The sequence below is a fragment of the Azohydromonas australica DSM 1124 genome, from assembly GCF_000430725.1.
GTDB lineage: Bacteria > Pseudomonadota > Gammaproteobacteria > Burkholderiales > Burkholderiaceae_C > Azohydromonas > Azohydromonas australica.
Genome location: NZ_AUMO01000017.1, coordinates 285917 through 308247, shown reverse-complemented (window position 1 = coordinate 308247; position 22331 = coordinate 285917). Strand labels below are relative to the sequence as shown.

Here is a 22331-nt window from a genome sequence, read left to right as displayed (position 1 = left end):
GGCATAGCGCCGCTGCCGGCCCCGCTCCAGTGGTCTGATCCGCAACGAAACAACCCCGTCACACCCGCTTTCGCGGCTGTGACGGGGTTGTTTGGGAGGCCGCGGGAAAACGGGATCAGAGCCCGAACACCGCCGCCGGCGGCGGATCGTGCAGGCGCTGCGGCGCCTCCGCCAGGAAGCGCTGCAGCGCGTCCTCCAGCGGCGCGGTGAAGTCGCCGTGCTCGCTGCCCAGCACGCTGTAGGACGGGCGCGCGGCACGCAGGCCCAGCGTGCCGGTGGGCACGCCCTGCACCAGGCGGCGCGGCTGCCCGGCGGCCTCGGCGGCGCGGCATGCGAAGTCGTACCAGCTCAAGGACCCGCGGTTGGCCACGTGCCACAGCCCGCTGGCGCCGTCGATGAGCAGGTCCAGGCAGGCGTTGACGAGGTCGGGCACGTAGGTGGGCGAGACCACCTGGTCGTGCGGCGCCGTCCACGGCTCGCCGCGCGCGATGCGCTCCAGCCCCAGGTGCAGGAAGTTGTAGCGGTCCCAGGGTCCGAAGAAGGCGCTGGTGCGCACCACCAGCGCACGCTCGCGCCGCAGCAGCGCCCGCTCGGCGCGTGCCTTGGCCTGCCCGTAGGCGTTGAGCGGGTTCACCGGGTCGCTCTCGCGGTAGGGGTGCTGCTGGCGGCCGTCGAAGACCAGGTCGCTGGAGAAGGACAGCAGCGCCGCGCCGGCGCGCTCGCACTCGCGTGCCAGCGTGATCGGGCCCAGCGCGTTGTCGTGCCACTGGCGTGGGTCGGACTCGGCGTCGTCCACGCGCACGTAGCCCGCGGCGTTGACCACGGCCCAGGCCCCGGAGCTTTGCAGCAGGGCGCGCACCTCGGCGGCGCGGGTGATGTCGAGCTCGTCGCGGCGCAGCAGCCGGTAGGGCAGGCCGCGCTGGCGGCACAGCCGCGCGAAGGCCTGGCCGAGCGTGCCGCGCGCGCCCGTGATCAGCAGCGGGCGCCCGCCGCAGCGCCGGCTCTGCACCTCGCCGTGCGGGACGTAGACGTGGCGCTCCTCGCGCCGCCACCAGCCCGGGCCCTGCAGCACCGGGTGCGAGGGTTCGCGCCCGGCGGCCAGCTCGCGCGCCAGCGACGCCAGCGCCGTCTCGCGCGGTTGCGGGCCGCGCACGTCCCAGGCACCGCTCTCGTAGTGGCCGCGCGGCAACGTGACCAGGCTGTCCCAGTCGAAGGTGCCGAAGGCGGCCCACAGCGTGAGCGCGCGCAGCTTCACGCCGTGGCCGCGCAGCGCCTGCGCGCTGGACCAGGCCTCGTGCAGCCAGCGCAGCTGCTCCTCGCGGCTGCAGCCGATGTGCACTTCCGTGATCGCCAGCTCGTGCGCGGGATAGCGTGCCGCCACCTCGCGCAGCCGCGCCTCGAAGCCGCCCACGTGCGCGCCGAGCACGCGCACGGCCTCGGTGTCCACGTAGCGGTCGCGGCCGTTGCCGCCGTGCAGCTGCGCCGGGTAGCGCTCCAGCCGGTGGTCCAGGAAGCGCTCGCTGGTGATGTAGCTGTTGATGCCGATGAGCATGCCGGCCTCGGCGGCGTCAAGCAGCGCGGCCAGCTCCGCCTCGGTGGCGCCGTGGTCCAGCAGGTAGCCGCGCATCGGGTGCTGCTCGTCCAGGCGGCCGGCGAGCAGGTCCAGCGCCAGCCAGCGCCGGGCGTTGTCGTGCCGCGCCTGGTACTGCAGCTTGGGCGTGGAGTGGATGAAGCCGATGTCCTCGGTCTGCACCAGCCGTGCCTCGGGCTGCACCTCGCGGATGGCGCGCATCGCCGCCGCCGTGCCCAGCACCTGGTTCATGAGCGCGCGCACGAAGCTGGGGCCATCGGCCCGGTGGGGGTACCACAGGCCGTACAGCCCCGAGAAGCGCGCCGTGGTGACGGGCTCGTTGACCGGCGTCCAGGCCTGCACCCACGGGTAGCGCTCGGCCATCGCGCGCGCGTAGGCCGCGAGCTTGGCCGGGAACTCGGGGTCGAGCAGGCTGGTGTGGCGCGGGCCGCTGCCGTGGTGCAGCAGCCCGGCGATGGGCTCGACCCCCAGCTCGCGCAGCCGCGCCATGCGCGCGTCGGCCCAGGCGAAGTCCAGGCTGCCGTCATCGCGCTCGGTGCGCTCCCACAGCAGCGGGAAGCGGATGCGGCGCGCGCCCAGCGAGGCCAGCCGGTCCAGGTCGTCCAGGCGCTGCGCGAAGCCGCTGAGCGCCAGCTGGTCGAGGTAGGTCTCGCCGACGCGGTTGACGGTCGCCTCGGGGGCGGCCCACAGCTCCAGCGGTGCCATCACGGGGCGGAAGAGCCCTGGAACGCCGCGCCGCCGGGTGCCTCGCGCAGCGCGCGCACGGGCGCCCCGTTGACCGGCCGCGGCATGGCGTCGTCGCTGGCGCCGCGGGTCGCCGCGGCCAGCGGCGCCGTTTCCGCCGCCGTCACGCCGGCCGCGGCGGACACCGCCACCGGCTCGGGGGCGAGCTCGCCCTTGAGCTTCTTGAAGGTGGTCAGCGCCTGGGCCACCACCTGGTCCATGTTGTAGTACTTGTAGGTCGCCAAGCGGCCCACGAAGCTGACGTTGGGCAGCCCCTCCGCCTCGGCCTGGTAGAGGCGGTAGAGCTCGGCGTTCTGCGGCCGCGGCACGGGGTAGTAGGGGTCGCCCTCGTCGCAGGGGAACTCGTAGACCACCGAGGTCTGCGCGTGCTGCTGCCCGGTCAGGTGCTTGAACTCGGTGCTGCGCGTGTAGGCGTAGTCGTTGGGGAAGTTGACCGTGCCCACGGGCTGGAAATGCTCCTGCGGCAGCGTCACGTGCTCGAAGCGCAGGCTGCGGTAGGGCAGGCGGCCGTGGCGGTAGTTGAAGTAGGCATCGATCGGCCCGGTGTAGATCATGTGCCGCCACGGGATCAGCTGCTCGATCTCGCGGTAGTCGGTGTTGAGCATGAGCTTGATGTTCGGGTGCGCCAGCATGCGCTCGAACATGCGCGTGTAGCCCGCGCGCGGCATGGCCTGATAGGTGTCGGTGAAGTAGCGGTCGTCGCGGTTGCAGCGCGTGGGCACGCGCGCGGTGACGCTGGCGTCGAGCTCGGACGGGTCCAGCCCCCACTGCTTGCGCGTGTAGTTGCGGAAGAACTTGTTGTAGAGGTCGCGCCCGACCTTGCTGACCACCATGTCCTCGGAAGTCTTGACGCTCTCCAGCTTCTCGGCCATGGAGGCGAGAAAGCCCTCCATCTCCAGCGCCGTAAGGTTCATGCCGTAGAGGCGGTTGACGGTGTCGAGGTTGATGGGCATGGGCAGCAGCTGCCCGTCCACGCTGGCGAGCACGCGGTGCTGGTAGGGGCGCCACTCGGTGAACTTCGAGAGGTAGTCGAAGACCTCGGCGGAGTTGGTGTGGAAGATGTGCGGCCCGTAGGGGTGCACCAGCAGCCCGGCGTCGTCGTAGCGGTCATGGGCGTTGCCGCCGATGTGGGGGCGCTTGTCGCACACGAGCACGCGCAGTCCCAGCTGGCTGGCCAGACGCTCGGCCAGCACGCTGCCGGCGAAACCGGCGCCGACCACGAGCACGTCGAATCCACCGGCAGTGGCGGCCGGGCGCACGGGCGCCACAGGGCCGGAGGCATTGAGTTGACCCACGGGATCTCCTTCCTACGGATATGGACAAACAAGGCAGGGAGCGGCAATGCGTGTGCCGGGGGGATTTCCTGGGCAGTCGCGGGGCCCAGCCCGGTGGAGGCCGCGGGCGGATCGGACTACCGGGAAAGGGCCCCATGACCATGGGTGCGCAAGGGCCATGGCATCAATTGCGCTGCGCCTAGACCTGGGTCAGTTCCCGTGCCGGGCGCATCCAGACAATCCGCCCACCGTTGTCTGACCGATCCCGGATGTCTTCCCTTCACACCAAGAAACCCGAGCTGGTGGCCCCGGCCGGCTCGCTGCGCGCGCTGCAGCTGGCCGTGGATGCCGGCGCCGATGCCGTCTACATGGGCCTGAAGGACGCGACCAACGCGCGCAACTTCGCCGGCCTGAACTTCGACCTGGCCCAGGCGCGAGAGGGCGTGCGCTATGCCCATGCGCGCGGACGCCAGGTCCTCATGGCGCTCAACACCTTCGCACGCGCCGGCGACAGCGAGCGCTGGTTCCGCGCCGTGGACACGGCCGTGGCCATGGGCGCCGATGCGCTCATCTGCGCCGACATCGCGGTGCTGGCCTACGCGCAGCGCACGCACCCACAGTTGCGCCTGCACCTGAGCGTGCAGGCCTCGGCCACGAGCTACGAGGCCATCGAGTTCTACCGCGAGCGCTACGGCATCCGCCGCGCGGTGCTGCCGCGCGTGCTCACGCTCAGCCACGTCGGGCACCTGGCGCGCCACACCGCGGCCGAGATCGAGGTCTTCGGCTTCGGCAGCCTGTGCGTGATGGTGGAAGGGCGCTGCGCGCTGTCCTCCTACGCCACGGGCCAGTCGCCCAACAACGCCGGCGTGTGCTCGCCGGCCTCGGCCGTGCGCTGGGAGGAGACGCCGCGCGGCGTGGATGCGCGCCTGGGCGGCGTGCTCATCGACCGCTTCGCGCCCGACGAGTCGCGCGGCTATCCCACGCTGTGCAAGGGCCGCTTCGACGTGGAGGGGCGGCGCGAGTACGCCATCGAGGAGCCCACCAGCCTCAACAGCATGGCGCTGCTGCCGCAGCTCATGGCGCTGGGCATCGCGGCCATCAAGATCGAGGGCCGCCAGCGCAGCGCCAGCTACATCGAGCAGGTCACGCGCATCTGGCGCCAGGCCATCGACCGCTGCGCCGCCGACCCGGAAAACTTCGAGATCCAGCCGCCCTGGGAAGCCGGCCTGGCGCGCCACGCCGAGGCCCAGCAGCACACGCTGGGCGCCTACAGCCGGCCGTGGAGGTGAGGCGCATGACGACCGACATCGACGCATCGCGCATGGCGCTGGTGGTGGGGCCGGTGCTCTACCACTGGTCGCGCCAGGCGCTGACGAATTTCTACGCCGAGGTGGCCGACGGCCCCGCGGACGCCGTGGTGCTGGGCGAGGTGGTGTGCTCGCGCCGGCGCGAGTTCAAGGCTGCCGACTGGTTCGACCTTGCGCAGGCGCTGCGCCAGGCGGGCAAGGAAGTCGTGCTGGCGACGCAGGCGCTGGTCGAGAGCGAGGCCGAGCTGCGCACGCTGCGCGAGCGCTGCGCGCAGGACCAGTTCATCGTCGAGGCCGGCGACGCCTCGGCGCTGCATCGGCTGCTGGGCCGGCGCTTCATGCTCTCGCCGCACGTCAACGTCTACAGCCGCGAGGCGCTGCAGGAGTACGCCGCGCTGGGCGCCGCGCGCTGGGTGCCGCCGGTGGAGCTGGACCTGGCCACCGTGGCGCGCATCAATCCGCCCGCTGATCCCGTGCGCACGCCGCAGGGCGAGGCCGTGGCGACGGAGTTCTTCGCCTTCGGCCGCATGCCGCTGGCCTTCTCGGCGCGCTGCTTCACGGCGCGGCATCACAAGTTGCCCAAGGACGAGTGCGAGTTCCGCTGCCTGGGCGATCCCGACGGGCTGCTGCTGAAGTCGGGCGAGGGCGAGGACTTCCTGGTGCTCAACGGCATCCAGACGCAGTCGGCCGGACTGCAGTGCGTGCTGGACCGTCCCGGCGCGCTGCGCGCCGCGGGCGTGTCGCGCCTGCGGTTGTCCCCCTGCGCCCAGGGCTTCGGCGAGGTGCTGCGGCTGCACGAGGCCGTGTTCAACGAGGGCGCCGACGCGGCGCAGGCGCTGGCCGCGATGCAGGCCCTGCCGCTGCCGGGGGCGCTGGTCAATGGTTACGCGCTGGGCCGTCCGGGCCTGCAATGGAGCGCCGCATGAATGCCGAAACCCTGCTGATGAAACTCCCGCCCGTGCCCGACAGGGTGCGCCGCCTCGTGGCCCGCCTGCCGTGGCAGCCGCCCAGCTTGGCGCTGGCGCTGGGCCTGCAGCGGCTGCTGTGGCCGCGGCTGGACGCCTCGCAGCGCGGCGAGCTTGCGGGCAGCGTGGTGGAGGTGGAGGTGAGCGACCTGGGGCTGCGCACCCGCGTGTGGATCGCGCCGGGCGCGGGCTTCGCGGCGGCACCCGCCGGCGCGGCGCCGCGCGTGCGCATCCGCGCCCGGGCCGCGGACTACCTGCGGCTGCTGCGCGGCCAGGAAGACCCGGACCGCCTCTTCTTCGAGCGCGCGCTGGTGATCGAGGGCGACACCGAATACGCGCTGCTGCTCAAGAACACGCTCGATGCCGTGGGCCCGCTGCACTTCGATGCGGCGGCGCTGCTGCGCCCGGGCTTCCTCCGGTCCTGAAGCGACCACTGCACAAGGCTTCGGCTTCGCTGCCCTGACGGTTGAGCCCTTTCCATCGCCTCGCCCGCTTGCAGAAGGCGGGCAGGGGCGAGGGTGAAGGCCCACCCACGGCGCTGCTGGCCGACAAGGCTGCAACCACCCATTTTTTCGACATGGCAAGGCGTATCGCGCGGCTGCAACAGGCACGTCGAGTGCCGCCCCGCGGGCGGCAGGCTGCCGGTGATACTGCCCGCCACCTTGCACCCGGCCCGCGCCGCGGCGGGCCCGTTATCCGGAGTCCTTCGATGAGCGAATCCACCCTCGGCCAACACACCGTCCTCAACCTGCCGGCGCAACCCATCAGCGAGGAAGTGCTGCTGGAGAAGTACGCCAAGGACGGCGAAAACAGCGTGGACGAGGTGCGTGCGCGCGTGGCGCGGGCGCTGGCGGCCGTGGAGGCGCCGGAGCAGCGCGCGCAGTGGGAGCAGCGCTTCCTGGACGCGCAGCGCCGCGGCTTCGTGCCGGCCGGGCGCATCAACTCCGCCGCCGGCACCGACCTCAGCGCCACGCTGATCAACTGCTTCGTGCAGCCCGTGGGCGACTCCATCGCCACGGCGGAGGACGGCTTTCCCGGCATCTACACCGCGCTGACCGAGGCGGCCGAGACCATGCGCCGCGGCGGCGGCGTGGGCTACGACTTCTCGCGCATCCGCCCGTCCGGCGCGTGGGTGGAGAGCACGCGCAGCAACGCCTCCGGCCCGGTGAGCTACATGCGCGTGTTCGACCGCAGCTGCGAGACGGTGGAGAGCGCCGGCAGCCGCCGCGGCGCGCAGATGGGCGTGCTGCGCTGCGACCACCCGGACATCGAGACCTTCATCCACGCCAAGGACCAGGGCGACCTCAGGAACTTCAACATCTCCGTGGGCGTGACCGACGCCTTCATGCAGGCGGTGGTGGAGGACCAGGAGGTGGAGCTGGTGCACCGCGCCGCCCCGGGCGACAAGCTGCGCGAAGCGGGCGCCTACCAGCGCGGCGACGGGCTGTGGGTCTACCGCAAGCTGCCCGCGCGCACGCTGTGGGACCAGATCATGCGCAGCACCTACGACCACGCCGAGCCGGGGGTGCTGTTCCTGGACCGGATCAACGTGGACAACAACCTGGGGTACTGCGAGTCGATCGCGGCGACCAACCCATGCGCCGAACAACCCTTGCCGTCATATGGTTGTTGCTGCCTCGGAAGCATCTCCCTGACCCCCTTCGTGCGCGACCCCTTCACGCCGCAGGCGCGCTTCGACGAAGCCGGTTTCGCCGAAGTGGCGGCCGTGGCCACGCGCATGCTGGACAACGTGCTCGACGTCACCGTCTGGCCGCTGCCGCAGCAGTCCCAGGAGGCGTCCAACAAGCGCCGCGTGGGGCTGGGCTTCACCGGGCTGGGCGACGCGCTGGCGATGCTCAACCTGCGCTACGACGAGGAGCCCGCGCGCGAGATGGCCCGGCGCATCAGCGAGGTGATGCGCGACGCCGCCTACGGCGCCTCGGTCGAGTTGGCGCGCGAGCGCGGCGCCTTCCCGCTCTTCAACGCCGACCTCTACCTGCGCAAGGGCAGCTTCGCCTCGCGGCTGCCCGCGCCGCTCAAGGAGCGCATCCGCACGCACGGGCTGCGCAACTCGCACCTGCTGTCCATCGCGCCCACGGGCACCATCAGCCTGGCCTTCGCCGACAACGCCAGCAACGGCATCGAGCCGCCCTTCAGCTGGAGCTACACGCGCAAGAAGCGCATGGCCGACGGCAGCTTCAAGGAGTACGCGGTGGAGGACCACGCCTGGCGGCTGTTCCACCACCTGCACGGCGCCGACACGCCACTGCCGCGCGCCTTCGTCACCGCGCTGGAGATGAGCGCCGAGGCCCACGCCGCGATGGTGGCGGCCGTGGCGCCGTACATCGACACCTCCATCAGCAAGACCGTCAACGTCCCGGCCGACTACCCCTACGAGGACTTCCAGGGTCTCTACCTGACCGCCTGGCGCTCGGGCCTCAAGGGCCTGGCGACCTACCGCCCGAACAACGTGCTGGGCGCGGTGCTGAGCGTGGGCGCGCCGGCGGTGGCGGCCAAGACCGAGCCGCTGGTGGGCGACACCGGCATGAACCAGCGCCTGCGCCTGGAGCGGCTGCCCGCGCCGGTGCTGGCCTCGCTGCGCTGGCCGGGACGGCCCGAGCTGCCCGCGGGCAACCCGTCGTGGAGCTTCATGATCAAGCACCCGCACGGCGAGTTCGCGCTGTTCGTGGGCGAGCTGCCCGCCGAGGGGCCAGGGCTGGGCCTGTTCGGCAAGACGCTGCCCTTCGAGGTCTGGGTCAACGGCGCGGAGCAGCCGCGCGGCCTGGCGGCGCTGGCCAAGACGCTGTCCATGGACATGCGCGCCAACGACGCGGCCTGGCTCAAGCTCAAGCTCGACGCGCTGGCCACCGTGGCCGAGGAGCGCAGTTTCGAGATGCCGTTCCCGCCGCACGGCGAGCGCCGGCTCTTCCCCGGCGTGGTGGCCGCCACCGCCGCCGTGATCCGCTGGCGCTGCGAGCAGCTCGGTGCCCTGGGCGAGGCGGCCGAGGCGGGGCCCACCCCCGTGCTGGACGCCATGTTCAGCCGCGAGGAGCCGCGCACCGGCACTTCCGGCACGCTGGCCTGGGCCGTGGACGTGGACAACCCCGCCACCGGCGAGAGCTTCACCCTCACGCTCAAGGAAGTGACGCTGGCGGCGCGCGATGGGGACGGCGGCTCCGTCGCCCGGCCCTGCGCCGTGGGCTTCGCGGGCAACTACCCGCGCGCGCTGGACGGCCTGGCACGGCTGCTGTCGCTGGACATGCGGGTGCTGGACCCGGCGTGGATCGGCATGAAGCTGCGCAAGCTGCTCAACGTGGGCGAGCCGCTGGGCCACTTCATGGCCCCGGTGCCCGGCGAGCGGCGCCAGCAGGTGTGGCCCAGCACGGTGGCCTACATCGCGCGGCTGATCATCCACCGCTACGCGATGCTGGGCCTGCTGGACGAGGAGGGCTTCCCGATGCGGGAGATGGGCATCCTGGCCGCGCCCACGCCGGTGCGCAGCGAGAGCGTCGGCGCCACCGTCACGCCCATGGCCGGCAAGCCCTGCCCGGAATGCGGCAACGCCACCGTCATCCACAAGGATGGCTGCGATTTCTGCACCGCTTGCGGGTACGTGGGGGTGTGCGGCTGAGGCGGCGCTCAGGGGCTGGCAGGGCCGCAGGCGCCGGCCGCTGACGCCGCCGCGGCCATCTGCCCCTTCACCCAGCCCTCCACCGCGTCCCAGAACGACGCCGACCGCGACGGCTCCAGCGGCGCGTCGTGCGGCAGGTGCTCCAGCAGCGCCAGCCGCCGCGGCGCACGCGCGGCGCGGCACAGCCGCAGCGCGTCCCGCACCGGGATCAGCTCGTCGTTGCGGCTGTGCAGGATCAGCAGCGGCAACCTCACCTCGGCGATGCGCTCCTCGTTGTTCCACAGGTCCGGCAGCAGCCACGCCGCCCAGGCCGGCACGAGCCCGACGCTGACCGCCATCTCGCGCGCCGACGCGAAGCCCGCGCCGATGACCAGGCCCTGCGGCTGGGGCTGCAGCCGTGGCGCCACGTCCAGCAGCACCGCCGAGCCCAGCGAGAAGCCCAGCGCCACGCGACGGCTCGCCTGCGGCGTCAGGGCGACGAACTGCCGCCACGCCTCCAGGCCGTCCTCGCGCAGCCGCGCCAGCGTCGGCCGCCCGGCGCTGGCGCCGTAGCCGCTGTAGTCGAACACGAAGGAGGCGATGCCCGCCGCGTGCAGCCGCGCCTGCACCGCCGCCCACTGCGACAGCTCCTCGTCGTTGCCATGGAACACCAGCAGCGCCGGCGCCCGCGCGTCCGCGGTGCCCACCCAGGAGGCACGCAGCCGCCGCCCGCCGCTCAGGAAGGTGAGCTGCTTCGAGGGCGCGCCCAGCGTGTCGGGGCGCTGCGCGCCGGGCGGCGGGGTGTCGAAGGCGGACGCTTCCACCGCCAGGAACACCACGCTGCGCAGCAACAGCGCCAGCGCCACCAGGGCCAGCACCACCACCACGGCACGGGCGATGAGCCGGTGCCGGCGTGCCGGTGGTGGCGTGGCCGCGCGTGCCATGGTGGTGCGCTTGCGCTATTCGACGATGAAGTCCACCTTGCCGTCGTCGAAGTCGTAGCGAGCGCCCACGACGCGCAGCTTGCCCGTGCGCTGGGGCTCGATCAGCGAGGGCTCGGACTCGCGCAGCCGTGTCACGGTGCGGCGCACGTTCTCGCGCACGGCCAAGTCCAGCAGCTCGTCGTCCTTGACGTTGCCGCCGCTGCGGGCCTTGAGCACGGCCGGGATGATGGGCTCCACCATCTGCCCGATGCTGCCGGGGAAGGTGGCGTTCTTCTGCACCACCGACACGGCGGCGTCCACCGCGCCGCAGCGCTCGTGGCCCAGCACCACGATCAGCGGTGCGCCCAGCACGTTCACGCCGTACTCGATGCTGCCGATCGCCACGGTGTCCACGGTGTTGCCGGCGTTGCGCACGATGAACAGCTCGCCCAGCCCCGCGCCGAAGAGCAGCTCCGGCGGCACGCGGCTGTCGGAGCAGCCCACCAGCACCGCGAAGGGGGTCTGGCTGCGCGCGAGTTCCAGGCGCCTTTTGCTGTGGTCTGGCGGATCGGGCGGCTGGCGGTTGGCCATGAAGTCGGCATTGCCCTGCTTGAGCCGATCCAGCGCCTGGGTCGCGGTGAGCGTGGTGCGCGCGCCTTCGGCCGCGAGCACGGCCATGGGCGTGCTCCAGGCGGCCAGTCCGCAGCAGGCGCCGCTGCAGGCGTGTCGGAAGAAGCGGCGCCGGGACAAGAGGGACGAAGTCGCCATCGCTGTGCTCCTTGGTGCGTGCCGCCGGAGGCGGCGGGGCGGCCAGTCTGGGAGCGTTGCGCCACCCGGGCCAGCCGGGGCGGCGCCGGGTGCAAGGCCTGTCCGCGCCAGGCGCGGCGGGCGCTGCGCCTAGCGCGAGGAAGCCGGCTGCGCGCCGGCGGGGGAACTGTGCGCGGCACCCCGGGCCGGGGCGTCGTCCTGCCGCGCGTCCTTTTCAGGGTCGTTCTTGCGCGCCGCGCGCAGATTGAGCACGAACAGGCCCAGCTGCAGCGCCATCAGCGCCCAGGCCTTGGTGTGCCAGCCCCAGGCCAGCCACAGCACGTTGCTGAGGATGAAGACCCAGAAGCCCCAGTTGCGCTTTCGCTTGCGCTGGGAGGCCACCATCCAGGAGGCGACCAGGGTGGCCACCATCGCGGGCCATTGCAGGGCGTCGAGCAGTTCGGACATGGGCGTGCTTTCCGGCAGGAGACGAGAGGAAAGCGCGGCCCCGGCGGCGGGCCGCGCGTGCTGCCGGAGCACAGGGCAGGCGGCGTACCGGCCGCCGAAGGCTCGACGCCGCGCCGTGCCGGGGACGGCGGCGCGCGCGGCCCGTGGGCTTACTTCGACGCCGCCGAAGCCGCCGGTGCAGCGGGCAGGCTGCTGTAGTTCAGCGGCTGCCACTCGTAGCCCTTGCCCTGGGCGCGCAGGCGGCCCAGGCCGGGGAAGGAGAGGTGCGCGCCGGCGATCCAGATGCCCTCGCGCGCGGCCTCGGCCATCACCTTGCGCCGCTGCGGCGCGGCGGCCTTGGGATCGGTGTCGAACTGGATCGTCACGCCCGGGTCGGGCATCTGCACCGCCGCGGCGTGCATCACGTCGCCCCACACCAGCATCCGCTGGCCCTGGCTGCTCACCATGTAGCCGTTGTGCCCCGGCGTGTGGCCGTGCAGCGGCACGGCCCGGATGCCCGGCACCAGCTCGGTCGGGCCCTCGAAGGGCTGGAACTTGCCGGCGTCCACGTAGGGCTTCAACGACGCCATGGCGGCCTGGAAGAAGCCCTGCGCCTCCTTGGGCGCCTTCTCCATGTTGGCCGTGCTCAGCCAGTACTCGGCGTCGGCCTTGTCGGCGCGCACCACGGCGTTGGGAAAGGCGCGCTGGCCGTCGAGCATCAGCCCGCCCACGTGGTCCGGATGCAGGTGCGTGATGTAGACCTCGTCCACCTGCTCGGGCTGGTAGCCCGCGGCGCGCAGGTTGGCGACGAGCTTGCCCAGCGTGGGGCCGAAGTTGTTCGCGGCCCCGGTGTCGATGAGCACCAGCTTGGAGCCGGTGTTGACCAGGTAGCCGTTGAAGGAGGTCTCCACCGGCAGCTCCAGGCGCGCCCGGTCGAAGCGGCGCTTGGCCTCGCCCGGGTGCGCGTGCAGCAGCTGGTCCACGGGCAGCTTGACCGTGCCGTCGGACAGCGCCGTGATCTCGAAGTCCCCCAGCAGCATGCGGTGGTAGCCGGGGGCCTGCGTCTTGACCTGGGGCGCCCCGGCATGGGCCGGGCTCAGGACGATCAAAGTGGCGGCCAGGCCGCCAAGCAGGGTGCGCAGCATCGTGGAGTTCTCAACCGGTAGTCACAAGGACGGCCAGCATAGCCACGCGCCGCGGCGGTCCGCGCCCGGGTGTCGCGGGCGCTCCACAGGGCCGCCGCGTGCCATGACCGGGCGGTCACGGCAAGTTGCCGCGCTACGCGTCCTCCAGCCGCCAGGTGGCCTCTTCCCACCAGTAGCCCGCGGCGTCGTAGAAGCCGTCCCAGACGCAGCCGTTGCAGCCGCGGCCGCAGCAGGTGGTGGGCTCCTCGGGCGGCGGGGGCAGCTCCACGCCCAGCGCCTGGGCGCGCTGCTGCATGTGGGAGAAGAGGGCGCGCGCGGTGTCGCGGTCGGTGAAGAGGTCGCGGCTCAAGGGAATCACTCCGTCGGAACGGCGCAATTGTCCCGTGCCACCGCGTACCGTCCGGCGTGGCGGGGCTTGGCGCACCGGGCAGGGTTTCGCGCCGGGCGGAAAATCGCATCCATGTCCCAGACCCTCGCCACCGCCTGCCACAGCGAACTGCTGATCCAGAAAAGCCGCTTCATCGGCTGCGTGGAGCCCGTGCCCGACCGCGCCGCGGCGCAGGCCCGCGTGGCCGAGCTGTGGGCCGAGCATCCGACGGCCACCCACGTGTGCTGGGCGCTGCTGGCCGGCGGGCAGTCGGCGGCGGTGGACGACGGCGAGCCCAGTGGTACCGCCGGGCGCCCGATGCTGGAGGTGCTGCGCCGCCAGCAGCTCGAAGGCGTGCTGGCGACGGTGGTGCGCTACTTCGGCGGCGTGAAGCTGGGCGCCGGCGGCCTGGTGCGCGCCTACACCGACACCGTGGCGCAGGCGCTGCTCAAGGCCGAGAAGGTGCCGCTGCAGCGCCTGCAGCGGCTGCGCTGCAGCGTGCCCTACGCGCTGGAGGGGCTGCTGCGCCGCGAGATCGAGGCCGCCGGCTTCAGCCTGGGCGAGGCGACGCACGGCAGCTTGGTCGAGCTGAGCTTCACCGGCCCCGAGGACAAGAGCGCCGCCTTCGTGGCGCGCATCAACGAGCTGGGGCAGGGCAAGGTGGGGTGGCTGAGGGCGGAGTGAGCCTTCGTCCCTCAAGTCCCTCAGTACTGCCCGCGGTGCGATTCCTCGGTGTGGCCCTCCCGGTCCGCGCCGCCGCTGCCCGAGCGCATGGGCGGGCCCTTGGCTTCATCGCTGCCTGAAGCAGAGGAGCCCGATCCACCGCCCACGCGCGCCTCGGCCAGCCAGTCGGAGCTTTGCGTGGTGCCGTCGCCGGCGCTGCTGCTGCCCTGCGCGGTGTCGCCCACGGCGTGCCGGTTGTCGGGAACGGCCTTGCCGGCCGGGCCGGCCGTGCCGGTGGCCGGCGTTTCCTTGGGGGCGCTGGGAAGGGTGTCGGACTTGATCATGAGAGCTCCTTGGCGTTGCCTGCGGTGCGGCAAGCCCTGTGCCCCGGACGATGCGCCCTCGGCGCTCCGTGCCGTCTGGTAGCGCTATCAAGGCCCCTGCGGGCCGGCGCACAATGCCGGCATGGACGAGACCTCAACGCCCCGCCGGCGCCGCAGCGGGGGCGGCATCACGCTGGGCGACGTGGCCCGCATCGCGGGCGTGGCGCCCATCACCGCCTCGCGCGCGCTCAACACGCCTTCGCAGGTCTCGCCGCAGGTACTGCAGCGCGTGCGCGAGGCGGTACAGCGCACGGGCTACGTGCCCAACCTGCTCGCCGGCGGGCTGGCGTCGCGGCGCAGCCGGCTCGTGGCCGCCGTCGTGCCTAGCATCGCCGCGCCGGTGTTCATGGAGACGGTGCAGGCGCTGACCGAGGCGCTGGCGCAGCAGGGCTACCAGCTCATGCTGGGGCAGACCGGCTACGCCGACTCGCGCGAGGACGAACTGCTGGAGCAGATCCTCGGCCGCCGCCCCGACGGGCTGGTGCTCACCGGCGTCATGCACTCGGCGCAGGGCCGGCGCCGGCTCCAGGCCAGCGGGCTGCCGGTGGTGGAGACCTGGGATTTCAGCCCCTCGCCCATCGACATGCTGGTGGGCTTCTCTCACGAGGCCGCCGCGGCGGCAATGGCCGACCACCTCGTGGCGCGCGGCCACCGGCGCCTGGCGGCGCTGGGCGGGGACGACGCCCGCGCGCTGCGGCGCCAGCGCGGTTTCATCGAGCGCGCGCGGGCGCTGGGCTGCGAGGCCGTGCCGGCGCTGGCGCTGCCCGCGCCCACCGGCGTGCCCGAAGGCCGCGCCGGGCTGCGCCAGCTGCTGGACCAGGCGCCCGACATCCAGGCCGTGTTCTGCGCCTCCGACGCGCTGGCACTGGGCGCGTTGGCCGAGGCACAGTCGCGCGGCCTGCGCGTGCCGCAGGACCTGGCGCTGGCCGGCTTCGGCGACATGCCCTTCGCCGCCTCGCTCTTCCCGGCGCTGAGCACCGTACGCATCGACGGCACCGCCATCGGCCGCCACGCCGCGCGCTTCATCGTCGAGCGCGTCGAAGGGCGCGACGTGGGCGAGAAGGTGATCGACGTGGGCTTCAGCGTCATCCAGCGCCAAAGCACCTGAATCCAAAGCCCCCACGCTGCGGGTAAACCCAGGGTCGGCATCGCACCGGTAGCGCTACCATCGCGCCCAATTTGGTAGCGCTACCAAACTTCCATCTTTTCCCTGCATCCTGGAAAGCCGTGCCATGAAGCTCCCGCGCCGAACCCTCCTGGTCCTGTCCCTGGCCGCTGCCGCGTGTGGTGCGGCACAGGCGCAGGGCTATCCGAACAAGCCGATCACCTGGATCGTTCCCTTCGCGCCGGGCGGCTCCACCGACGTGGTGGCGCGTGTCGTGGCGCAGGGGCTGCAGACGGCGCTGAAGCAGACGGTGGTGGTGGACAACCGCGCCGGCGCGGGCGGCGTCATCGGCGTGCAGGCAGGGGCCAAGGCGGCGCCGGACGGCTACACGCTGCTGGGCGGCACGATCAGCACGCACGCCATCAACGCCACGCTCTACAAGAAGCTGCCCTACGACCCGGTGCAGGACTTCGAGCCCGTGAGCCTCATCGCCTACGTGCCCAACGCGCTGATGGTCAACCCGGCGCTGGGCGTGAACTCGGTGCAGGAGCTGGTCGCCTGGATCAAGGCGCATCCGAAGGACGCGTCCTATGCCTCCTCCGGCGCCGGTACCTCCACGCACCTCACGGGCGCGCTGCTGGCCGACACGCTGGGCGTGCCGATGATGCACGTGCCCTACAAGGGCAGCCCGCAGGCGCTGCAGGACGTGGTGGCGGGCAACGTGCCGTTCCTGTTCGACCAGCTCACCGCCGGGCTGCCGCTGGCCAAGGGCGGCAAGTTGAAGGTGCTGGCCGTGACCTCGCAGAAGCGCAACGTGCTGGCGCCCGAGGTGCCGACCATGGTCGAGGCCGGCATGCCCGGCTTCAACCTGGTGTCGTGGCAGGCGGTGTACGCGCCCAAGGGCACGCCCAAGGAGGTCGTGCAGCGCCTGAGCAGCGAGATCGCCAAGGTGCTGCAGCAGCCCGACGTCAAGTCCAAGCTGGAGCAGCAGTTCGGCATGGAGGTGGTCGGCGGCAGCCCGGAGCAGCTGGCCGCGCTGATGCGCACCGACATCCCGCGCCTGGGCGCGCTGGTGAAGAAGACCGGCGCCAGCGCCGAGTGAGCCCCCTCATCGAATTCGGAAACACCCCATGAAGCACCGCGACAACCTCATCCGCCACGTCCGCGTCACGCCCATCGCCTTCCGCGACGGCCCGCTGCTCAACGCCAGCGGCATCCACGAGCCCTGGGCCCTGCGCGCCATCGTCGAGATCGAGACCGCGGACGGCCGTGTCGGCCTGGGCGAGACCTACGGCGACGAGCCCATGCTGCGCGCGCTGGAGACCGCCCGGCCGCTGCTGCTGGACCTGTCGCCCTTCGACCTCAACGAGATGGAGCAGCGCGTGCGCGCCGTCTTCAAGCCGGCGGCGGCCGCGGCGCTGAACGCCGGCGCGGTGGAGTTCACGCTGGCGCCGGGCTCGCACACGGCCAAGAACGCGGCCAAGGTCACCAGCGCCTTCGAGGTGGCGATGCTGGACCTGCAGGGCCAGCTGCTGAACGCGCCGGTGGTGGACCTGCTCGGCGGCGCGGTGCGCCCCTCGGTGCCCTACAGCGCCTACCTGTTCTTCAAGTACGCCGAGCACGTCGACAAGCCCTATGCGCCCGATGCCTGGGGCGAGGGCATCAGCCCGGCGCAGATGGTGGCGCAGGCCCGGCGCATGGTGGAGCTCTACGGCTTCCAGAGCATCAAGGTCAAAGGCGGCGTGTTCGAGCCCGCGCACGAGATCGCCACCATGCGCGCGCTGCGCGAGGCCTTCCCGAAGCACCCGCTGCGGCTGGACCCCAACGCCAACTGGTCGCTGGAAACGAGCATCAAGGCGGCGCCGGAGCTCGACGAGCTGCTGGAGTACTACGAGGACCCGACGCCCACGCTGGAAGGCATGGCCGAGCTGTCCAGGCACTGCCGCTCGCCGCTGGCGACCAACATGGTGGTGACGACCATGGACGAGTTCCGCCGCAACGTGGAGCTGGGCTGCGGCACGAAGATCATCCTGTCCGACCACCACTACTGGGGCGGCCTGCGCGCGACGCAGGCGCTGGGTCGGATGTGCGAGGTGTTCGGCCTGGGCCTGTCCATGCACAGCAACTCGCACCTGGGCATCAGCCTGATGGCGATGACGCACGTGGCCGCCGCCGTGCCCAACGTCTCTTATGCCTGCGACACGCACTACCCGTGGCAGGAGGAAGAGGTGATCGCCGGCGGGCGCATCGCCTTCCAGGACGGCGCGGTGGCGGTGCCCGGCAAGCCCGGCCTGGGCGTGGAGCTGGACCGCGAGGCGCTGGCGCAGCTGCACGAGCAGTACCTGCGCTGCGGCGTGCGCAACCGCGACGACCTGAAGCAGATGCGCAAGTACCAGCCGGATTTCAGCGGGAAGAGCCCGCGCTTCTGAAGCCATGGGGCGCCGCCGTGAGGACGGCGCCCATGCCCTGAGGCACGCGGCTTGCCGTCATGGGGCGCCCGTGCCGCCCATCCTGCAAGGCGCGCGGGCACTTGCCGCGATCAGGCCGGCCTCGACCGGCTCCGTCGCGATTCCTGGCTGCATCTGAACAAAACATCCCGAGGATTTCGCTCATGAACATGAAGCACTTGCTCCCTGCCGCACTGATCGCCTCCGCCTTCCTCGCCGGCTGCGGCACCCTGGCCGGCAGCCCCGACCGCGCTGACGGCGCGCCGCACCGTACCGTGGGCGAAGCGGTGGACGACGCCAAGATCGTCACGGAACTCAAGGCCAAGTACGCGGCCGACTCGGACCTGAGCGCCTTCAAGATCAACATCGACTCCACGCAGGGTTTCGTGCGCCTGAAGGGCGAGGTCAAGACCTTTGCCGCACGCCAGAAGGCCGAGTCCATGGCGCGCGCCATCTCGGGCGTCAAGTCGGTGGACAACCAGCTGATGATCACCGGCTGAGCCTCACGCCAGGGCGGCCGTCCCGGCTGCCCATCCCCCGCAACGGCGCTGCAGTGAGCAGCGCCGTTTTTTGTGGCTGAACTGTGAACTGGCAGCGGGCCAATCCAGTTCACGGCGCAAAACGGTATTAATTCACGCTTCTTTGGCCGGGCACTCCATGTGTGATGGTCATGGCTCAACCATGTTGCGCGCATCGCCATGAAAATTTCATGGTGACCTGCGCCGGTGGTCTGCGGCGCTCAAGTACCAACGTGATGGGTTGGTCGTTCGGTGTCCAGAACACATGAGGGAGAAGCCATGAGGATCGAGGGATCCAGGCCGGAAACGCTGCTGGCGCAGGTGGCCGGCGATCAGTACTTGGCAGGGAGCATCAAGGAGAGCCCGCGCGTCAACGCAGCCGGCATGCGCGCGCAGCAGGCGGTCACGGCAGCGCAGGCGCAGACCGCCTTCTCGGTGCATCTGTCGACCACGGGGGAAGCCATGGCTGCCGTGGTCGGGGCGGTGGAGCTGGCCGCCACCTCCCGCACGCAGGCCACTTCGCATGCCACGAACATCGGCGCGCGAAACAGCAGCCGCACGCCGCCCGTGCCGCAGCTTCAAACGATTCAGCGCATCGTCGAGCAAGTCACGGGCAAGCGGATCGGTGGCTTCAGCGGCATCAAGCTGGGGCCCATGGCGGCGCTCGGTGGTGCCGTCGGCGGGCCCGCGTCGACCACCGACCCGGCCGCGGCCCTGGGGAAGATCGTCGAGGCCAACCGGTTGATGAGATACGCCGCTTCCGGCACGGTCACAGCCGCCGATGGCGCGCGCATCGGCTTCACGGTGATGCTGACGCTTGAGAGCCGCCTGGCGGACCGTCAGAGCGTCGACGTGAACGTCAGCCACGTTGGCGTGGCCACGCCAACGCCCGAGCCGGCACCCAAGCCGGAGGTGGACTATGGAGGTACGGGCTCGGACCTGGAGGGCCAGGGCTTTCGCTTCCGGTTCAAGGCCGATCCCAATCCCGCCGGCCAGCCGCGGCTGATGGGCACCGGCCTCGTGGTTTTCGAGAAGGCTGTCGCGCCTCCCACGGTGGAAGACGTGAAGGCCGCGTTGCGCGGCATGCAGGTGATCTGAAGCCCAGGGCCGCCGGCGTGTCCGCAGCCGGCGCGCTCAAGATTTCCCGGCGCCGGCCGTTACTCCCTTGCACCGGACTGTCCGGCGGAGGGAGCGTATGAAAGTCGCCAGTTCCAGCCTGCAAATGGCCGCAGCCCATGCGGAGAGCCATCAGGTCACCGTGCGCGAGAGCTTCGAGGCCTGGAGCCCGGGCCAGCGCGTGCGCTATGACGCCGAAAGCACCCAGGCCAGCGCCAGCCTGGGCATCGGTGCCGCGGTGCAGATCTCGCAGTCGGGGCGGCTGGCCGCTGCCCGGGCCGAGGCGGCCGGCGCGGTGGCGCGGCAGAACGCCACGGTTTCGGCCGAGGTGTCGCGCAGCGGCGGCACCGACGAGGCGGAGGCACCTTCTGACAGGCTCGATCCCCGCTTGCGCCTGATGCGCGCCGTGCTGGAGAGGCTGCTGGGCGAGCGCATCCGGCTCTATGGCGACCTGCCGCAGGACGCTGCGCCGGCAGCGCCAACACCGCCCGCGGCACCCGCGGCGGGCAGCACCGGCGGCGTGGGCCTGCGCTACGACCTGGAGCGCACGGTGCAGGAAAGCGAGTCCATGCAGTTCCAGGCCCGGGGCATGGTGCGCACCGCCGATGGCCGTGACATCAAGTTCAGCGTGCAGCTCCAGCTGGAGCGCAGCTTCGCCAGCAGCGAGAGCCTGCACGTGCGCCTGGGCGAGCAGCCCAAGGACCCGCTGATCCTCAGCTACCCGGGCCGCGCGGTCGAGCTGACGGACACCAAGTTCAGCTTCGACCTGGACGCCGACGGCAAGCAGGAGCGCATCAGCTTCGTGAAGCCGGGCAGCGGCTTCCTGGTGTTCGACCGCAACGCCGACGGCCAGGTCAACGACGGCAGCGAGCTGTTCGGCACCCGCAGCGGCGACGGCTTCGCCGAGCTGGCCGCGCTGGACGGCGACGGCAACGGCTGGATCGACGAGAACGACGCCGACTTCGGCCGGCTGCGCCTGTGGACCAAGGATGCCGACGGCAACGATCAACTGCAGGACCTGCTCAGCGCCAACGTCGGCGCGCTGTCCACGCAGCGCACGGCCACGCCCTTCATCTTCAAGGACGCGAACAACCGCGAGCAGGGCGTGATGCGCGCCAGCAGCGTGTTCGTGCAGGAGGACGGGACGGGCGCGGGGACGGTGAGTCAGGTGGACCTGGTGGCCTGAGCCCCGGGCTCCAGCGCGGCACCGCCCGCCAGCGCTGCCAGGCAGCGCACGCACAGGCAGCTGGACCAGCGCTGGCGCAGCTGCGCCTGCAGTTCCGCGCTCAGCGTCACGGTGGTGCAGGCGCAGGGCCCGGCGTCGCTGACGCCGCAGTGGAAGCCGCCGCCGCAGCGCGGGCAGCGGTCGTCCAAAGGTTTCACTTGCGCGGCGCCGCTCATGGCCTTCAGCTGAAGAGGGCGCGGTTCTGGTCGCGCAGCAGGTTCTTCTGCACCTTGCCCATCGCGTTGCGCGGCAGCTCGGCCGCGATGAAGACCTGCTTGGGCACCTTGAAGCCGGCGATGCCGGCTTTCAGCCGGCCAATGATTTCGGCCGCATCCAGCGACGCGCCCGGCGTGGGAATCACCACGGCAATGACGGCCTCGCCAAAGTCGGGGTGCGGCACGCCGACGACGGCGCTCTCCGCCACCCCGGGCAGCTCGTTGATGAAACTCTCCACCTCGGCCGGGTAGACGTTGTAGCCGCCGGAGATGATCAGGTCCTTGCTGCGGCCCACGATCACCACGTAGCCGTCGGCCTCGACCTTGCCCACGTCGCCGGTCTTGAACCAGCCGTCGGCGGTGAACTCCTCCTTGGTCTTCTCCGGCATGCGCCAGTAGCCGGCGAAGACGTTGGGGCCGCGCACCTGGATGTGGCCGATCTCGCCCGCCGGGCAGGGGTTGCCGCTGTCGTCCAGCACGCGGATGCCCACGCCCGGCAGCGGCTTGCCCACCGTGCCGCCGCGGCGCTCGCCGTCCTGCGGCTTGCAGGGGTTGGAGCTGAGCATGGCCGTCTCGCTCATGCCGTAGCGCTCCAGGATGGTGTGGCCGCTGCGCTGCTGCCACTGCTGGAAGGTGTCGATCAGCAGCGGCGCGGAGCCGGAGATGAATAGGCGCATGCGCGCGCAGGCCTCGCGCGTGAGGCCGGGGTCGGCCAGCATGCGCGTGTACAGCGTGGGCACGCCCATGAACACCGTGGCGCGCGGCAGTTGCGCGATCACCGCACGCGGGTCGAAGCGGTTGAGCCACAGCATGCGGCTGCCGTTGAGCAGCGCGCCGTGCGAGGCCACGAACAGGCCGTGCACGTGGAAGATGGGCAGGGCGTGGATCAGCACGTCGCCGTCGCGCCAGTCCCAGTAGTCCTTGAGCACCTGCGCGTTGCTCAGCAGGTTGCCGTGGCTGAGCATCGCGCCCTTGCTGCGCCCGGTGGTGCCGCTGGTGTAGAGGATGGCGGCCAGGTCGCCGGCGCTGCGCGCCACGGGCTCGTGCTGGTCGCTCTGCACCGAGGCGCGCTGCAGCAGCGTGCCGTCTCGCTCCTCGCCCAGCGTGTAGACGTGCTCGGCGCCGGCCTTGAAGGCGATGCGGCTGACCCAGCCGAAGTTCTTCGGCGAGCACACCACCACCGCCGGCTCGGCGTTGCCGACGAAGTACTCGACCTCGGCGGCCTGGTAGGCGTTGTTCAGCGGCAGATACACCATGCCGGCGCGCAGCACGCCCAGGTAGAGCATCAGCGCCTCGACGCTCTTGTCCACCTGCACCGCCACGCGCGGCGGCACGCCGTCGGCGCCGGGCGGCAGCTCCAGGCCCTGCAGCAGGTTGGCGATCATGGCGCTGCCGCGCTCGATGTCGCGCCAGCTGTAGTAGAGCGGGCCGCCCGGGGCGTCCAGCGCTTCGATGGCGCAGAGGTCCAGGTCGGCGGGGAAGCCCGCGCGCAGCGCGGCGTAGAGGTTGCTCATGGGAGGTCGAACAGAAAACCGGGGG

General features: G+C 71.7%; 21 protein-coding genes. 11 read left to right on the top strand and 10 right to left on the bottom strand.

The window, feature by feature from the left end; genetic code table 11:
• Positions 1 to 115: 115 nt before the first annotated feature.
• Together H537_RS40395 and glf are read right to left on the bottom strand one after the other, a co-directional pair.
• Complete coding sequence (locus H537_RS40395; protein ID WP_051241483.1) at positions 116 to 2296, bottom strand: sugar nucleotide-binding protein; 2181 nt, start codon at positions 2294 to 2296, stop codon at positions 116 to 118.
• On the bottom strand, positions 2296 to 3630 hold the full coding sequence (glf, locus tag H537_RS40390) for a UDP-galactopyranose mutase (protein WP_156901266.1): 1335 nt from the start codon (positions 3628 to 3630) through the stop codon (positions 2296 to 2298). The genes H537_RS40395 and glf overlap by 1 nt, the downstream gene beginning before the upstream one ends.
• A gap of 248 nt (positions 3631 to 3878) precedes the next feature.
• Between glf and ubiU the strand changes: the two genes are divergently transcribed.
• The 4 genes from ubiU to H537_RS0101420 all read left to right on the top strand — a co-directional run bounded on the left by ubiU (position 3879) and on the right by H537_RS0101420 (position 9512).
• Entirely contained in the window at positions 3879 to 4898 is a 1020-nt protein-coding gene (gene ubiU / locus H537_RS0101435; RefSeq protein WP_028996497.1) for a ubiquinone anaerobic biosynthesis protein UbiU, read from the top strand.
• 5 nt (positions 4899 to 4903) lie between these two features.
• Positions 4904 to 5842 (top strand): U32 family peptidase, encoded by a 939-nt coding sequence (locus tag H537_RS0101430; RefSeq protein WP_028996496.1) that lies wholly within the window; start codon positions 4904 to 4906, stop codon positions 5840 to 5842.
• Complete coding sequence (ubiT, locus tag H537_RS40385) at positions 5839 to 6306, top strand: ubiquinone anaerobic biosynthesis accessory factor UbiT (protein ID WP_051241482.1); 468 nt, start codon at positions 5839 to 5841, stop codon at positions 6304 to 6306. Before H537_RS0101430 ends, ubiT begins: the two co-directional genes overlap by 4 nt.
• 284 nt (positions 6307 to 6590) lie before the next feature.
• The gene (locus H537_RS0101420) at positions 6591 to 9512 is read left to right on the top strand and encodes an adenosylcobalamin-dependent ribonucleoside-diphosphate reductase (RefSeq protein WP_028996495.1); all 2922 of its coding nucleotides are present in this window, start codon (positions 6591 to 6593) and stop codon (positions 9510 to 9512) included.
• 8 nt (positions 9513 to 9520) lie between these two features.
• Here the strand turns inward: H537_RS0101420 and H537_RS40380 are convergent, their stop codons facing one another.
• The 5 genes from H537_RS40380 to H537_RS0101395 all read right to left on the bottom strand — a co-directional run bounded on the left by H537_RS40380 (position 9521) and on the right by H537_RS0101395 (position 13048).
• Positions 9521 to 10435, bottom strand: coding sequence for an alpha/beta hydrolase (locus H537_RS40380; RefSeq protein ID WP_051241480.1), 915 nt, complete (start codon positions 10433 to 10435; stop codon positions 9521 to 9523).
• A 15-nt stretch (positions 10436 to 10450) separates the two neighbouring features.
• Positions 10451 to 11182 carry a carbonic anhydrase gene (locus H537_RS0101410; RefSeq protein ID WP_084150256.1) on the bottom strand — a complete coding sequence of 244 codons (732 nt, stop codon included), beginning with the start codon at positions 11180 to 11182 and terminating at the stop codon, positions 10451 to 10453.
• Between the two features lie 129 nt (positions 11183 to 11311).
• Complete coding sequence (locus H537_RS40375; RefSeq protein WP_064735878.1) at positions 11312 to 11629, bottom strand: hypothetical protein; 318 nt, start codon at positions 11627 to 11629, stop codon at positions 11312 to 11314.
• Positions 11630 to 11778: 149 nt separating this feature from the next.
• The gene (locus H537_RS40370) at positions 11779 to 12753 is read right to left on the bottom strand and encodes an MBL fold metallo-hydrolase (protein ID WP_043457960.1); all 975 of its coding nucleotides are present in this window, start codon (positions 12751 to 12753) and stop codon (positions 11779 to 11781) included.
• Between the two features lie 133 nt (positions 12754 to 12886).
• A complete protein-coding gene (locus H537_RS0101395) occupies positions 12887 to 13048 on the bottom strand; it encodes an oxidoreductase-like domain-containing protein (protein ID WP_051241518.1) in 162 nt (53 codons plus the stop codon).
• Positions 13049 to 13213: 165 nt separating this feature from the next.
• Between H537_RS0101395 and H537_RS0101390 the strand changes: the two genes are divergently transcribed.
• Complete coding sequence (locus H537_RS0101390) at positions 13214 to 13804, top strand: IMPACT family protein (protein WP_028996492.1); 591 nt, start codon at positions 13214 to 13216, stop codon at positions 13802 to 13804.
• A 20-nt stretch (positions 13805 to 13824) separates the two neighbouring features.
• Here H537_RS0101390 and H537_RS0101385 read toward each other — a convergent pair whose 3' ends face one another.
• Positions 13825 to 14127, bottom strand: a complete 303-nt coding sequence (locus tag H537_RS0101385) for a hypothetical protein (RefSeq protein ID WP_028996491.1) — start codon at positions 14125 to 14127, stop codon at positions 13825 to 13827.
• Positions 14128 to 14248: 121 nt separating this feature from the next.
• Here H537_RS0101385 and H537_RS0101380 point away from each other — a divergent pair, with 121 nt between their 5' ends.
• The 6 genes from H537_RS0101380 (at position 14249) to H537_RS0101355 (ending at position 20538) form a co-directional block, all read left to right on the top strand.
• Positions 14249 to 15274 (top strand): LacI family DNA-binding transcriptional regulator, encoded by a 1026-nt coding sequence (locus H537_RS0101380; RefSeq protein WP_028996490.1) that lies wholly within the window; start codon positions 14249 to 14251, stop codon positions 15272 to 15274.
• Between the two features lie 124 nt (positions 15275 to 15398).
• Positions 15399 to 16373, top strand: coding sequence for a Bug family tripartite tricarboxylate transporter substrate binding protein (locus H537_RS0101375; protein WP_028996489.1), 975 nt, complete (start codon positions 15399 to 15401; stop codon positions 16371 to 16373).
• A 28-nt stretch (positions 16374 to 16401) separates the two neighbouring features.
• A complete protein-coding gene (locus H537_RS0101370) occupies positions 16402 to 17700 on the top strand; it encodes a glucarate dehydratase family protein (protein WP_028996488.1) in 1299 nt (432 codons plus the stop codon).
• A 182-nt stretch (positions 17701 to 17882) separates the two neighbouring features.
• Positions 17883 to 18218, top strand: coding sequence for a BON domain-containing protein (locus H537_RS48710; protein ID WP_169516932.1), 336 nt, complete (start codon positions 17883 to 17885; stop codon positions 18216 to 18218).
• Between the two features lie 402 nt (positions 18219 to 18620).
• A complete protein-coding gene (locus tag H537_RS0101360; RefSeq protein ID WP_156901264.1) occupies positions 18621 to 19334 on the top strand; it encodes a hypothetical protein in 714 nt (237 codons plus the stop codon).
• A 97-nt stretch (positions 19335 to 19431) separates the two neighbouring features.
• Entirely contained in the window at positions 19432 to 20538 is a 1107-nt protein-coding gene (locus H537_RS0101355) for an SPM autocatalytic domain-containing protein (RefSeq protein ID WP_028996486.1), read from the top strand.
• Here the strand turns inward: H537_RS0101355 and H537_RS0101350 are convergent.
• Together H537_RS0101350 and H537_RS0101345 are read right to left on the bottom strand one after the other, a co-directional pair.
• Positions 20517 to 20753, bottom strand: coding sequence for a cysteine-rich CWC family protein (locus tag H537_RS0101350; RefSeq protein WP_043457959.1), 237 nt, complete (start codon positions 20751 to 20753; stop codon positions 20517 to 20519). The two genes, H537_RS0101355 and H537_RS0101350, sit on opposite strands and share 22 nt — an antisense overlap.
• A 5-nt stretch (positions 20754 to 20758) precedes the next feature.
• Positions 20759 to 22306: a malonate--CoA ligase gene (locus tag H537_RS0101345; protein WP_028996484.1), complete on the bottom strand. Its 1548-nt coding sequence runs from the start codon at positions 22304 to 22306 to the stop codon at positions 20759 to 20761.
• Positions 22307 to 22331 lie beyond the last annotated feature (25 nt).